13 protein-coding genes are annotated in these 14,518 nt (G+C 62.5%); 6 read left to right on the forward strand and 7 right to left on the reverse strand.

Annotated elements, in window-relative coordinates; genetic code table 11:
* Positions 1–70: 70 nt before the first annotated feature.
* From A9D60_RS27215 to pyrH, 7 genes are all read right to left on the reverse strand, one after another.
* Positions 71–196, reverse strand: coding sequence for a hypothetical protein (locus A9D60_RS27215; protein WP_275041630.1), 126 nt, complete (start codon positions 194–196; stop codon positions 71–73).
* A 143-nt stretch (positions 197–339) separates the two neighbouring features.
* The gene (gene rseP / locus A9D60_RS06580) at positions 340–1,689 is read right to left on the reverse strand and encodes an RIP metalloprotease RseP (protein WP_065266847.1); all 1,350 of its coding nucleotides are present in this window, start codon (positions 1,687–1,689) and stop codon (positions 340–342) included.
* Positions 1,690–1,693: 4 nt separating this feature from the next.
* Positions 1,694–2,866 carry a 1-deoxy-D-xylulose-5-phosphate reductoisomerase gene (gene dxr, locus A9D60_RS06585; protein ID WP_065266896.1) on the reverse strand — a complete coding sequence of 391 codons (1,173 nt, stop codon included), beginning with the start codon at positions 2,864–2,866 and terminating at the stop codon, positions 1,694–1,696.
* A gap of 16 nt (positions 2,867–2,882) precedes the next feature.
* Complete coding sequence (locus tag A9D60_RS06590; protein ID WP_065266848.1) at positions 2,883–3,659, reverse strand: phosphatidate cytidylyltransferase; 777 nt, start codon at positions 3,657–3,659, stop codon at positions 2,883–2,885.
* Positions 3,656–4,414 (reverse strand): isoprenyl transferase, encoded by a 759-nt coding sequence (locus tag A9D60_RS06595; protein ID WP_065266849.1) that lies wholly within the window; start codon positions 4,412–4,414, stop codon positions 3,656–3,658. The genes A9D60_RS06590 and A9D60_RS06595 overlap by 4 nt, the downstream gene beginning before the upstream one ends.
* A gap of 9 nt (positions 4,415–4,423) precedes the next feature.
* Positions 4,424–4,987, reverse strand: coding sequence for a ribosome recycling factor (gene frr, locus A9D60_RS06600; protein WP_065266850.1), 564 nt, complete (start codon positions 4,985–4,987; stop codon positions 4,424–4,426).
* Positions 4,988–5,217: 230 nt separating this feature from the next.
* Positions 5,218–5,967, reverse strand: coding sequence for a UMP kinase (pyrH, locus tag A9D60_RS06605; protein WP_065266851.1), 750 nt, complete (start codon positions 5,965–5,967; stop codon positions 5,218–5,220).
* A gap of 129 nt (positions 5,968–6,096) precedes the next feature.
* Between pyrH and miaA the strand changes: the two genes are divergently transcribed.
* The 6 genes from miaA to A9D60_RS06635 all read left to right on the forward strand — a co-directional run bounded on the left by miaA (position 6,097) and on the right by A9D60_RS06635 (position 14,454).
* The gene (miaA, locus tag A9D60_RS06610; RefSeq protein ID WP_065266852.1) at positions 6,097–6,957 is read left to right on the forward strand and encodes a tRNA (adenosine(37)-N6)-dimethylallyltransferase MiaA; all 861 of its coding nucleotides are present in this window, start codon (positions 6,097–6,099) and stop codon (positions 6,955–6,957) included.
* Positions 6,958–7,087: 130 nt separating this feature from the next.
* Complete coding sequence (locus tag A9D60_RS06615; RefSeq protein WP_065266853.1) at positions 7,088–7,891, forward strand: helix-turn-helix transcriptional regulator; 804 nt, start codon at positions 7,088–7,090, stop codon at positions 7,889–7,891.
* A gap of 309 nt (positions 7,892–8,200) precedes the next feature.
* Positions 8,201–9,865, forward strand: a complete 1,665-nt coding sequence (locus A9D60_RS06620) for an ABC transporter substrate-binding protein (RefSeq protein WP_065266854.1) — start codon at positions 8,201–8,203, stop codon at positions 9,863–9,865.
* A 119-nt stretch (positions 9,866–9,984) separates the two neighbouring features.
* Entirely contained in the window at positions 9,985–11,037 is a 1,053-nt protein-coding gene (locus A9D60_RS06625) for an ABC transporter permease (protein WP_019296151.1), read from the forward strand.
* A gap of 15 nt (positions 11,038–11,052) precedes the next feature.
* Positions 11,053–12,267: an ABC transporter permease gene (locus A9D60_RS06630; protein WP_039178267.1), complete on the forward strand. Its 1,215-nt coding sequence runs from the start codon at positions 11,053–11,055 to the stop codon at positions 12,265–12,267.
* 96 nt (positions 12,268–12,363) lie between these two features.
* Positions 12,364–14,454 (forward strand): dipeptide ABC transporter ATP-binding protein, encoded by a 2,091-nt coding sequence (locus tag A9D60_RS06635; RefSeq protein ID WP_039178270.1) that lies wholly within the window; start codon positions 12,364–12,366, stop codon positions 14,452–14,454.
* The last annotated feature ends 64 nt before the right edge of the window (positions 14,455–14,518 follow it).

The raw sequence follows: 14,518 nt of genomic DNA on the forward strand, positions 1-14,518 counted from the left end.
CTTGTCAAAACCAACTAGGGCGCTTCATGGGGGCAAGGCGCACAGCGGGCTGCCGCGCCGGTTGCGGGAATCACAAAGAGGCGAGCCAGGCGCCTGCAGCGAGGGAGCCAAAGATCGCGAAACCGGTCAGTGCCCGGTCCCAGTTCAGCCGGACCAGAAGGCCAAGGCCGTGGTATGATTGCGAGAGTACGTGCATCGCTTTCCCCAGTTCTTCACCCAGCCGCCGGCAAGCAACCGAAAAGTCCGCCAGCGGTTTGAAGAAAAGTTAACGCGGGAATGTGGCAGCACTTGGGCGGCGCTGAGGCCGCCCTTGGCCAGGTCATTCAAATCTGAACTGAATCAGCAGAACAGGTCATTGCCCAGAGCAAACAGCATCAGCGACAGGACCACCGCAATGCCAAAAGTCATCAGAACCCGCACAGCCCGGTCGCTGGGGGGACGGCCCGTCACTGCCTCATAGGCGTAGAACATCAGATGCCCGCCGTCGAGCGCTGGCACGGGGAACAGGTTCAGCAGGCCAACGGCCGTCGACAAAACCGCGATAAACCGGATGAAGCTTTCCGCCCCCTGGCTGGCCATCGCACCGGAGGTTTCGGCAATACCGATCGGCCCGGACAGGTTGCAGGTGCTGATCGCGCCGGTGATCATGTGCTTCAAGCCCGACAAAGAAGTCTCGACCACGGCCCAGACCTGGTAGGTGCCCGCCGCCAGCGCTTCTCCGAACCCCGCGGATTCGGTTGCCGGGGAAAACGCCAGACCGCCAACAATGCCGATCCGCCAGCGGGTGGCAAAGCCGCCATCCGGCTGCGGTTCATCCGTGCGCCGCGGTGCCAGCGCCATCGCGACAGTTTCGCCGCCGCGCCACACATCCAGCACCAGCACCCGGCCGTCGGCTGCCTCAACCAGTTCCTTCAATTGATCGAAGGACACCAAGGGCGCGCCATCTACCGAAACGATCACATCACCCGGCTGCAGCCCCGCATCAGCGGCAGCGCTGCGCGGCACCACGCCCCGCACAAAAGGCGGATAAAGATACGGGCCGCTGACCGTCAGCTCCTCGCCCTTCCGGCGCACGGTATAGTCCAGCGGCTGCTCCTGCGGCAGTGCCTCCCGGAACGCGTCCCAGGCGTCTGAATCCAGGAAATCAGGCACTGTCAGTCCTCCCGCTGCAATAAGCTCATCGCCCTGCTGAAGCCCGTTTTCAGCTCCCGGCAGCGTCTCAAGGGTACCAATCGTCAGGGGATCACGCATGGTTCCCTGCGAGAACGCAATGGCAGTGAAGATCAGCGCAGACATCACGAAGTTGAACACCGGGCCTGCTGCAACCGTTGCCCCCCGCGCCCACAGAGGCGCGCCATGCATGGTGCGCCGCAACGCCGCCGGATCCGCCGCAGCGGCCTCCATCGCCTGGGCGTCCTTGCCCGAGGCCGCATCGGCATCGCCAAGGAACTTCACAAAGCCGCCAAACGGCAGCGCAGCGACCTGCCAGCGGGTGCCGTGCTTGTCCATCCTGCTCCACAGCACCGGGCCGAAGCCCAGCGAGAACACCTCTGCATGGATGCCTGACCAGCGGCCAACGATGTAATGGCCGTATTCGTGCACCGCCACGATCACCGACAAGGCGATGACAAAGCTGGCGATGGTATACAGAAAACCGCCAAACTGCGGGACAAAAGAAAGTACGTCCAAAATTCTACCCTATGCATTCTTCGGCGGCCTGTGCTGCCTGTTTCCTGGCGACATGGTCAACCCGGGTCACGTTATCAAGTGTCATTGCGGCATCTATGAGGCCGCCATCCGCCTCAATCCGTTCCAGCACCGCCGCCGTCACAGAAGCCATATCAGTGAAGCGGATGCGCCCGGCAATGAACTCATCCAGCGCCTGTTCCTTGGCGGCATTAAAGGCCGCCCCCATCAGGCCGCCCCGCTCCATCACCTCATAAGCCTGCCGCAGCGCCGGATAGCGCGCCGGATCGGGGGCGCGGAAATTCAGCTGGCCGATGCGGGCCAGATCCAGCCGCTCCACCGGCAGATTCTGCCGCGCGGGCCAGTGCAGCGCATAGCCGATGGCATGACGCATATCTGCAGCGCCCAGATGCGCCATCAGCGCACCGTCGTTGAAGCCAACCAAAGCGTGGACCAGCGATTCCGGGTGCACCAACACTTCGATCTGCTCTGGCCGAACGCCAAAGTACTCCCGGGTTTCAATGACTTCCAGAGCCTTGTTAAACATGGACGCGCTGTCGATTGTGATCCGCTGCCCCATATCCCAATTGGGATGCGAGGACGCCTGCGCCAGGCTTGCCTTGGGGAGTTCCTCCAGCGGCCAGTCGCGGAAAGCGCCGCCTGACGCGGTTATGACGATCCGCTCCACCGCCTCGATGTCCTCGCCTGCCAGCCCCTGGAACACCGCCGAATGCTCGCTGTCCACCGGCAGCAGCCGGGCGCCGTGCTTTTCTGCGGTTTCCAGCAGCAGTTTCCCTGCGCAGACCAGCGATTCCTTGTTGGCCAGCGCCAGCGTGGTACCATGTTTCAGCGCCGCAAGCCCCGGCGCCAGTCCTGCAGCGCCGACAATCGCCGACATGATCCAATCTGCAGGCCGCGCAGCTGCCTCAACCAGCGCAGCTTGGCCTGCAGCTGCTTCCACGCCGGTCCCCTCCAGTGCGGCCCGCAGATCCGGCAAACGGTCGTCAAATGCTGTCACAGCCACATCTGCGCGCAAGGCAATGGCGTCTTCTGCCAGCCGCGTGATATTTGCGCCGCCGGTCAGAGCCACGACGTCATAGGCATCAGGCGCGCGGCGGATCAGGTCGATGGTGTTCTGGCCAATCGACCCGGTGGCGCCGAAGATCGAGATTTTCCGCATGGTCATTCCTGACTGGTTATCCCCAGAAGGCGGCTACGGCCAGGAACATGGCCGCTGCTCCCAGCATACCGTCGAACCGGTCGAACAGACCGCCGTGCCCGGGAATCAGCGCGCTGGAATCCTTGACGCCCATCTTGCGCTTCAGGGCACTTTCCGCCACGTCGCCGGCCTGGCTGGCCATCGACAGCAGAACCGACAGCACGACAAAGCCAAATCCCTGCCCCATCTGCGCGGCAAAGATTGCCCCGACGATGGCGGCCGCAATCCAACCCGAGGCGGTGCCGCTCCAGGTTTTCTTGGGGCTGACTCGGGGCCAGAACTTTGGCCCGCCAATAGCCTTGCCTGCAAAATACCCGGCCACATCCGTGGCCACAACGATGCAGATCAGCCACAGCATCCAAGCCATGCCCATCTGACCGCGCAGCCAGATGAAGCCAAAGCCCGCCAGCAGCACCCAAAGGGCAAAACCTGTGAAGTACTGCCGCCGTTCGCTGATCTGGCTATACCCGGCAGCTACTGGTGCCGCCAGGACCGGCAGCACCCACAAGGCGGGCAGCAGGGACGCCAGCAGCACCGCGACAGCTGAAATGGCGCCCAGCTGCAGGGCCGTGCCGCTGCGCGCAGGCGCCAGCATCCGCACCAGTTCCCACACCATGCCGCCGCAGCAAAGCGCGATCACTGCATTGAAGACCACCCCGCCAGTCCAGACGGCAAAACCACCTGCCGCTATCATGACCGCAGCAGACAAGGCGCGCGGCAAAAGATCCGCCCAGCGGTCCTTGGCGCCGTTCATGCCTTAACCGCCCCGAACCGGCGGTCGCGGCGGCCAAAGCTGTTGCACAGCCGCTCCATTTCTTCCGCTGTGAAATCGGGCCACAGCGTGTCAATGAATTCGTATTCTGCATAGGCCGACTGCCACAGCAGGAAGTTGGAGATCCGCGCCTCGCCGCTGGTACGGATCACCAGATCCGGGTCCGGCAGCACATGTGTGTCCAAATAGCGCGGCAGTGTTTCCTCATCGACGTCCTCGGGGTTCAGGCGGCCCTCAGCCACATCCCGTGCCAGCCGTTTGGTGGCGCGGGCCACCTCGTCGCGGCCGCCGTAGTTCAGCGCGATGGTCAGCTGGGTGCCGCTGTTGCCCTCGGTCTTGCGCTCCAGCTTGTCCATGAGACCGGTCAGTTTGGCGTCGAGCCGCACCCGGTCGCCAATGAACCGAACCCGCACATTTTTTTCCGCCAGGGCATTCATTTCCTTGGAGATATAACGGCGGAACAGGCTCATCAAACCGGTAACTTCGGTTTGCGTGCGCTTCCAGTTCTCTGTCGAGAAGGCAAAAATGGTCAGGTATTCCACGCCCAAATCAGGGCAGCACTCGACAACTTCACGGACCCGGCGCGCGCCGGCATGGTGGCCGAACAGCCGCGGCCGCCCCCGGGCCTGTGCCCAGCGGCCATTGCCATCCATGATGATGGCAACATGGCGCGGGCCGGTGCGGGCCGCCGGAGCTTCTCCGGCTGCACGCACTTGCGGGTTTGCGTCTCCTGGCATTACAGCCCGTCAGACCTGCATGATCTCGGCTTGCTTGGTCTCAAGCGCCTCGTCCACATGCTTGATCATGGCGTCTGTCAGGTCCTGAACCTCGGCTTCCCAGAACTTCTGGTCGTCTTCCGACATGCCATCGGCTTTGGCTTTCTTGATCTGGTCCATGCCGTCGCGGCGCACGTTGCGGATCGACACCCGGGCGTGCTCGGCGTACTGGCCGGCAACCTTGCCCAGCTCGCGGCGGCGTTCCTCGTTCAGCTCCGGGATCGGCAGCATGATGATGGTGCCGTTAAGCTGCGGGTTGATGCCCAGGCCGGATTCGCGGATCGCCTTCTCCACCTTACCTACCAGGCCTTTGTCCCAGACGTTGATGGTGACCATGCGCGGCTCCGGCACGTTCACGGTGCCAACCTGGTTGATCGGCGTCATTGAGCCGTACGCATCCACCATCACCGGCTCCAGCATCGAAGCCGAGGCCCGGCCGGTGCGCAGCGAGGCGAATTCGGTGCGCAGGTTGGCCATGGCGCCTTCCATGCGGCGTTTCAGATCGTCGGTATCCAGTTCAAAATCATCAGACATGCTGCTCTCTCCCCTTATCTGAGGCGGTCTTCCATTGGCTCATAAGCCATTGGAAGGCTGATGTATAGCGATCAAGCGGAGGATTCGCCGCCGCCGGTGCTGCAAGATTTAGCCTGCCCGCGGCGGAATTCACTGTTTTGATCCTGCCGCATTGGCTCAGGCTTTGGCCTGACAAGCAAAACCGCCAGCGTTCTGAACGCCAGCGGTTTCACAAGGGCCGTTTCAGAACCTCAGCCCTGCACCTTGGTATAAGTGCCTTCACCTGACAGGATGCCGCGGAAGCCGCCCGGTTCATCCAGCGGGAAGACGATCAGCGGCAGGTTGTTGTCGCGCGCCAGGGCGATGGCAGAGGCGTCCATGACCTTCAGGCGCTTGGCAAATACGTCGTCATAGCTGATCTCATCATAACGGACCGCATCGGCGTGTTCCTTGGGATCTTTGTCATAGATCCCGTCCACCCCGTTCTTACCCATGAAGATCGCCTCGCAGGCCATCTCATTGGCGCGCAGGGTCGCGGCAGTGTCGGTGGTGAAATAGGGGTTGCCGGTGCCTGCCGCAAAGATGCAGACCCGTTTCTTCTCCAGGTGGCGCACGGCGCGGCGGCGGATGTAGGGCTCCGCCACCTCATCCATGCGGATCGCTGAGATCACCCGGGTGAACACCCCCAGCCCTTCCAGCGCCGACTGCATTGCCAGCGCGTTCATCACCGTGGCCAGCATCCCCATGTAATCGGCGGTGGTGCGCTCCATCCCCTGCGCCGAGCCCGAGAGGCCGCGGAAGATGTTGCCGCCGCCGATCACCATGCAGATTTCCACCCCCATATCGTGCACGGTCTTCACCTCGCGGGCGATGCGCTGCACTGTCGGCGGATGCAGGCCGAACCCCTGGTCGCCCATCAGTGCCTCGCCCGAAATTTTCAGCATGACGCGTTTATAGGCGGCGGCCGGATCCAGTTCCGGCTTTTCTTGCGGTTGAGGCATGTTGCGCTCCAGAAGATGTGAGGGTTAATTTGCGCGGCAAAATGAAGTAAATCGCTGGCGGTTTCAATCCGCGCAGCGCAGTTTCCGCGCATATTTGCGGAACACGCCCAAGAGACGGACCGCATCCCGATGAACCTGCCCGACATTGATCCCGGCAAACCTGTGCTGATTGCTGGCCCTACAGCCTCAGGAAAGTCCGCGCTGGCGCTGGATATTGCTGCCCGTCAGGGCGGTGTCATCGTCAACGCAGATGCAAGCCAGGTCTACGATTGCTGGCGCGTGATCACCGCCCGCCCCTCAGCGGTGGAAGAGGCCCAGGCGCCGCATGCGCTTTACGGGCATGTGCCCTTTGACGCGGAATATTCTGCCGGCCATTGGCTGCGCGAGGTGCTGCCGCTTCTGAACGGGCCGGACCGGCCGATCATCGTCGGCGGCACCGGCCTCTATTTCACCGCCCTGACAGAGGGCATGGCCGAGATCCCCGCCACGCCGCCCGCGGTGCGGGCCGAAGCTGACAGCCTGCCGCTGGAGACGCTGCGGGCAGAACTTGATACGGAAACCGCGAGCCGCATCGATCTGATGAATCGCGCCCGGGTGCAGCGCGCCTGGGAAGTGCTGAAAACCACCGGGCGCCCCCTAGCCCGCTGGCAGGACGACACCCCTGCCCCTGCCCTGCCCCTGGAGAACTGCACGCCAATGGTTCTGAACTCTGACAAAACCTGGCTGGAGGACCGCATCCGGCGGCGCTTCGGCCTGATGCTGGATCAGGGTGCCATGGCAGAAATCGAGGCCATGCGCGGCCGCTACGATCCGGTTCTGCCCTCCTGCAAGGCCATCGGCGTCCCGGAACTGGTGGGCTACGCCGAAGGGCATCTCACGCTGGAGGAAGCTGAAGAGCGCGCCGCCGTCGCCACCCGGCAGTTTGCCAAACGCCAGCGCAGCTGGTTCCGCGCCCGGATGAAAAACTGGCACCAGATCACACTGGGCTGAGAAGGAGGTGTCAGCCGCCAGCCCGTAAAGTTTTCAGCATTTCCGGTGCCGGCAAGCGGAAACTTGCCAGAATCAGCAATCCATGAGCTGTTTCAGCCACCGACACCGGATCCTCTGCCAAAATTTGCTCATGCCATTCGATTCAGATTTCCCGAGAGAGTTTCACGCTGCACCGCTGGTGCGGCTAGCTCCGGACGGCAGCTGGCAGACCCGTCTTGCACACAGCCGCTGCGACCACCTGCTGATCTGGATCACCCGCGGTCAGGGGCGTCTTTTCCTGAACGGCGAGCAGCGCGGCTTCGGGCTGCATAGCGTCATCTTCATTCCCGCCGGCACCCTGTGGTCCGCGGATTTCGGCCGCCAGTGCCTGGGACAGGTGCTGGCGATGTCGGGCCCCTTGCTGCCGCCATTCCCCGGGGAGCCGATGCACAAGAGGTTCGCCAGCCTGCAGGAGCAGACCAGCCTGGCCGGGCACTTCGAGGCCATCAGCCGCGAACAGTCCGCACGCGAACCGCATTGGAACCGTGCCGTGCAGGCCCGGTGCGAGCTCGCCGCCATTGCCCTTCAGCGCCAGCCGGGGGCAGCGGGCAAGCTGACCGCAGCGCAGCGCCTCTGCCGGGCCTATTGCCAGCGCATTGCCGGCCTCCAGGCTGGTCAGCTCAGCATGGCAGAACACGCGGCGGCCCTGAATGTGACGCCGACGCATCTGACCCGGGTATGCAAGGCCGCGGCCGGCAAGACCGCAGCCGCCCTGCTGACAGAGCGCCAGCTGCATGCCGCGCGCACCCTGCTGATCTCTTCCGAACTGCCTATTCGCGACATCGCTGTCCGGCTGGGCTTTGGCAGCGCCGCCTATTTCACCCGCTTTATCTCTCAGCACACCGGCCAGCCTCCCAGCGAATTGCGCGAATCTGCCCGCAGAAGACCGCAATAGCCTGATCCCTCAGCAGTTTCCCGCCACACCGCCGTGCGGGCCGTAATTTCCCCCGATTGCCTGCCTCCAGTACTGGGCAGTTTTGAACAGTATGCGGATGTATGCCGCCCCGAATAATAAAACCGACGCCGGAAATGTCGTATTTTTACACGGAAACGACGAAACTGTGCATTGACGAAACGCTGTATCTCTGCCGGAATGCAGGCATGGGGAAACTTTAATCCAAAACTCGAACCATAATCGCCCGGCCAGCCGCTGGGCCAATACCCGTTTCGCAAAAAGACAGAACGGTATGACAGGGAGACCTAAATGACCAAAGACACAATCAACGGAGCCCCGATCCATTGGGCCGCCAAGATGCACGCCAAAGAAGTGCTGGACGGCAAGCTGGACCGCCGGGAATTCCTGACCCGCGCCACCTCGCTTGGCGTCACCGCAGCAGCGGCCTATGGCATGATCGGCCTGGCTGCCCCTGTGAAAGCCGCAGAAGAAAAGCAGCAAGGCGGCACCCTGCGTGTGCAGACCGAAGTCCGCCCGCTGAAGGACCCGCGCACCTTTGACTGGTCGCAAATGGCCAACAAGACCCGCGGCACCATCGAATACCTGGTGGAATACAACAATGACGGCTCCTTCACCGGCATGCTGCTGGAAAGCTGGGAAATCAACGAAGACGCCACCGTCTACACCCTGAACGTCCGCCAGGGCGTCAAGTGGAACAACGGCGACGACTTCACCGCCGAAGATGTTGCCCGCAACATCGCCGGCTGGTGCGACAAGGGCCTGGAAGGCAACTCTATGGCCGGCCGTTTCGCAACCCTGATCGACACTGAAACCGGCCAGGCAGCCGAAGGCGCGATCGAGGTGGTCGACAGCCACACGGTCAAACTGAACCTGCCGGCCTCCGACATTTCGCTGATCGCAGGCATGGCCGACTATCCGGCGGCCATCGTGCATTCCTCCTTCCAGACCAACGACTTCACCCAGAATGTTGGCACCGGCCCGTTCCTGCTGACCGAGCTGGAAGTCGGCGTGCGCGCGGTGCTGCAGCGCAACGACGACCACACCTGGTGGGGCGAGGCAATCTATGGCAAGCCGGCGCTCGACACCATCGAATACGTCGATTTCGGCACCGACCCGTCCTCCTGGCTGGCGGCGCTGGAATCCGACGAAGTCGACATGCTCTATGAATCGGTCGGCGAATTCATCGACGTGATGGACGGCCTCGGCTACAAGAAGTCCGAAGTTGTGACCATGTCCTCGATCGTGATCCGCACCAACCAGCTGGCGGAAATCGACGGCAAGAAACCCTATGCTGACAAGCGCGTCCGCAAGGCGATCCAGATGGCGGTCGACAACTCCGTCTGCCTGGAGCTTGGCTACGGCGGTCGCGGCGAAACTGCGGAAAACCACCATGTCGGCCCGATCCACCCGGAATACGCCGAACTGCCGCCGCAGAAGGTTGATCCCGCCGGTGCCAAGGCGCTGATGGAAGAAGCCGGCATGATGGATTTCGAGCATGAGATCCTGTCGATCGACGACGACTGGCGCCGGAACACCACCGACGCGGTGGCAGCACAGCTGCGCGACGCTGGCTTCAAGGTGAAACGGACCGTTCTGCCCGGCTCGACCTTCTGGAACGACTGGGCCAAATACCCGTTCTCCTCGACCAACTGGAACCACCGCCCGCTGGGCGTTCAGATCTGGGCGCTGGCGTACAAATCCGGCGAAGCCTGGAACGAATTCGGCTGGGAAAACCCGGAGTTCGACGCCTTGCTAGCAGAAGCCCTGTCCATTGCTGACGCTGACAAGCGCCGCGAAATCTCTGCCAAGGGCCAGGCTCTGATCCAGGAAGAGGGCGTGACCATCCAGCCCTACTGGCGCTCGCTCTACCGCCACATGCGCGAAGGTGTTGTCGGTGCCGACATGCACATCTCCTTCGAGCATCACCACTACAAGTGGGGCTGGGCAGCCTAAGCCCGACCGGCTCCTGACTCTTGCACCGCCCCTCCTCCGGGGCGGTGCTTTCCAGCTCAAAAGATAAGAGACCCGCCCCTTGAGCCGGGTCCGATCCGCCAGACTGACAGGGGACCCAAATGGGACTTTTCATTCTCCGCCGTTCGGGCGTGATGCTGCTGACGGCCCTGTGCCTGACGTTCATCGTGTTCTTCCTCACGAACCTCTACCCAAACCTCGAAAAACTCGCCAAAACCCAGGGCAACTTCCGCATGTCGGATGAGGCCGTGGCCAGCTGGCTGGACGCCAACGGCTATGGCGGATCCATGGTTTCGAAATACGGGCAATGGCTGGGCGTTCTGCCAGGCTGGACCCGCGAGACCGAGAAAGGGTTCACCGGCCGCTGCATGACCGGCGCGGTCAGCGCTGAGGAAGCCGCCGAAGCGCCGACCTTCTGCGGCATTCTGCAAGGCGACTGGGGCTATTCGACCCGGTTCAAGGATGAAGTCTCCACCATCATCGCAGAACGGCTCGGCAATACAGGCCGCCTGATGTTCTGGGTGCTGGTGCTGATGGTGCCTTCTGCCCTGATCATCGGGGTGCTGGCGGGCATGCGAGAAGGCTCTGTCACCGACCGAAGCCTTTCAACCGCCTCTATCCTGACCACGGCAACACCCGAATATGTTTCCGGCGTGATCTTCATCGCCGTGTTCACATCCTCCACCGTGGGCCTCAAGTGGTTCAAGGGCACCGCCACCTCGGCGATGGACAACCCGAACTTCGAGAACTTCTTTCTGCCGGTGCTGACCATCGCGCTTTACGGCATGGGCTATATCGCCCGGATGACCCGCGCCTCGATGACTGAGGTGATGACCGCCCAATACATCCGCACCGCCCGGCTCAAGGGCGTGAGCTTTCACAACATCGTTCTGAAGCACGCGCTGCGGAACGCACTGATTGCCCCCTTCACCGTCATCATGCTGCAGTTCCCCTGGCTGCTGAACGGCGTGGTGATTGTCGAGACCCTGTTCAACTACAAGGGCTTCGGCTGGATCCTGGTGGAAGCCGCGGGCAACAACGACATTGAACTGCTGCTGGCCGTTTCCGTGGTCTCAGTCTTCGTGGTGCTGATCACCCAGCTGATCTCCGACATCGGCTATGTGTATCTGAACCCGCGTATCCGGATCTCTTAAGGAAGGCAGCAGAGCATGGAACCTCTTAGCACACTCGAAATTGCGGGGCGTATCATCTACCAGCTGTCCCCGGTTTGGTTTTCACTGGTAATCCTCTACGCAGCCTCCATCGGCTTCAAACGGCGGCTGGGCCTTTACGGCAAGCTGTTTGACAGCCCCATCGGCATGATCGGCTTTGGCCTGGTGATGTTCTGGGTGTTCACCGGCATCTACGGCGCCATGGACATGATCATTACCCATGACCCGCTGGTGCAGGTCTCGGGCATGAAGAACAAGGTCCCCGGCACCCCGATGAACGGCGCCACCGAAGCGGACTACCCCTATTACCTGCTGGGCGGCGACAACCTGGCACGCGACGTGTTCAGCCGCCTGGTCAAGGGCGCCTGGGAAGTTATCAAGATCGCCCCTATGGCAGCCGTCTTTGCCTTCATGGTGGGGATCACCCTGGGCCTGCCCGCGGGCTACTACGGCGGACGCCTGGACACCACGCTGTCCTTTGCCGCCAACCTGATCCTGGCTTTCCCGGTGATCCTGTTGTTCTACCTGCTGGTCACGCCTGAAATCGTCGCCACCGGTGTTCCGAACTACATGGCGATCGTTCTGTTCATCTTCCCGATCGTCTTTGTCGGGGTGCTGCTGAACTCGCGCTATTACACCCGGCCCAAGGTGCGCAACCTGGTACTGCCGCTGGTTCTGGGGATTATCATCTGGTTCTACCTGCAGCTGGTCTCCAACGGCGGCTACCTGATCAACACCCCCGCCTATTCGATCCCGGGCCTGCCCCGCGTGATGGATATGTTCGACATTCCCGGCGGTATCCTGGTGGTGTTCGTCTCGGTGGTCTTCGTCAACTCGCCCACGGTGTTCCGTATCGTGCGCGGCCTGACACTGGACATCAAAACCCGCGACTATGTGGCGGCTGCCCAGACCCGCGGCGAAGGCCCCTGGTACATCATGCTGTGGGAAATCCTGCCGAATGCCCGCGGGCCGCTGATCGTCGATTTCTGCCTGCGCATCGGCTACACCACCATCCTCTTGGGTACCCTCGGCTTCTTCGGCCTTGGCCTGCCGCCGGAAAGCCCGGACTGGGGTTCCACGATCAATGACGGCCGCAAGCTGCTGTCGATCTACCTGCACCCGGCACTGCCGCCCGCGTTTGCGCTGCTGACGCTGGTTCTGGGCCTCAACCTGCTGGCCGACGGCCTGCGCGAGGAAAGCCTGAAGGATTGATCCAAACCGGCGGGACCGGGGGCTGGCCCCCGGTCCCCCGGGATACTTGGAGCAAGAGGAAAGATGGATTTCCCGCTCCAACAGGGAGAAAACAAAATGAACAAACTGGCAGACTACGACGGCCCGATCCTCGAGATTAACAAGCTGTCGATCTCCTTCTTCACCCGGCTGCGCGAAATCCCCGCGGTGATGGATTTCTCGGTCACCGTTCAGCCCGGCGAGGCGGTGGGCCTCGTGGGCGAGTCCGGCTGCGGCAAATCCACCGTGGCGCTTGGCGTCATGCAGGACCTGGGCAAGAACGGCCGTGTCGTCGGCGGCACCATCAAGTTCAAGGGCCGCGACCTGGCCGAGATGAGCGCCGAAGAGCTGCGCGACATCCGCGGCAATGAGATCGCAATGATCTATCAGGAGCCGATGGCCTCGCTGAACCCGGCAATGAAAATCGGCAAGCAGCTGATGGAAGTGCCGATGATCCACGAGGGCGTAAGCGAAAAGGAAGCCTATGCCCGCGCGCTGGAAGTGGTTACAGACGTGCGGTTGCCCGACCCGGAGCGGATGCTGAATTCCTTCCCGCACCAGCTGTCGGGCGGCCAGCAGCAGCGGATCGTGATTGCGATGGCGCTGATGTCCAAGCCTGCCTTGCTGATCCTCGATGAACCCACCACCGCGCTCGACGTGACGGTGGAGGCCGCGGTTGTTGAGCTGGTCAAGGACCTGGGCAAGAAATACGGCACCTCGATGCTGTTCATCTCGCACAACCTCGGGCTGGTTCTGGAAACCTGCGACCGCCTGTGCGTGATGTATTCCGGCGAAGCGGTGGAACGCGGTTCGATCCACGACGTCTTCGACGAGATGCAGCACCCCTATACCCAGGCGCTGTTCCGCTCGATCCCGCTGCCGGGCGCCGACAAGAACTCGCGCCCGCTGGTGGCGATCCCGGGCAACTTCCCCCTGCCCCATGAACGCCCGCCCGGCTGCAACTTCGGCCCCCGCTGCGATTACTTCGAGGAAGGCCGCTGCGATCAGGACATGGTGATCCCGATGTCGCCGGTGCACGGCAACGACCGGCACGAAACCCGCTGCCTCAAGTTCCAGGAAATCGACTGGAACGCCCCGATCACGGTCGGCGAGCAGAAGGAAAAGACCGCGCCCGGCAAGGTCGTCCTGAAGATGGACAACCTCAAGAAATACTACGAGGTGGCTGCCAACGCCCTGTTCGGCGGCGGCGACACCAAGGTGGTGAAAGCCAACGAGACGCTGAGCTTCGAGGCCCGCGAGTCCGAAACCCTCGCCATCGTCGGCGAGTCCGGCTGCGGCAAGTCCACATTTGCCAAGGTGCTGATGGGACTTGAGACCGCCACCGAGGGACAGATCCTGCTCGACAACCGCAACATTGAGCAGATCCCGATCGAGGAACGCGATACCAAGACCGTCTCCGACGTGCAGATGGTGTTCCAGAACCCCTTCGACACCCTGAACCCGTCAATGACCGTCGGGCGCCAGATCATGCGGGCGCTGGAAATCTTCGGTATCGGCAACTCCGAGGCCGAGCGCCGCAAGCGGATGCTGGAACTTCTGGACCTGGTGAAACTGCCCCGCGCCTTTGCCGACCGCATGCCGCGGCAGCTGTCGGGCGGCCAGAAGCAGCGTGTGGGCATCGCCCGCGCCTTTGCCGGCGGTGCGCGGATTGTGGTTGCGGACGAACCTGTCTCGGCGCTCGACGTGTCGGTGCAGGCTGCGGTCACCGACCTCCTGATGGAAATTCAGAGGAACGAGAAGACGACGCTTCTGTTCATCTCCCATGACCTGTCGATTGTGCGCTATCTCAGCGACCGGGTGATGGTGATGTACCTCGGCCATGTGGTGGAACTGGGCGACACCGACCAGGTGTTTGCACCGCCCTACCACCCCTATACCGAGGCGCTGCTGAGCGCGGTGCCGATTGCCGACACCTCCGTGGAGAAAGAGCACATCGTTCTGGAAGGCGACATTCCGTCAGCCATGAGCCCGCCGCCGGGCTGCCCGTTCCAGACCCGCTGCCGCTGGAAATCCGAGGTGCCGGGCGGATTGTGCGAGAAGGAGGTTCCGCCGGTCCGCACACTGGACGGCGGCCACCAGATCAAATGCCACCTCAGCGACGACGTGCTGGAGCGCATGAAGCCGGTGATCAAGGTCGCCGCCGAGTAACGCGCCAGAACAACGCGCAACAGAAAAGCCGGGGTTCAGCACCCCGGCTTTTTCATGCGCACAG

It is taken from the genome of Leisingera sp. JC1 (genome assembly GCF_001679925.1).
In the GTDB taxonomy this organism is placed as follows: Bacteria; Pseudomonadota; Alphaproteobacteria; order Rhodobacterales; family Rhodobacteraceae; genus Leisingera.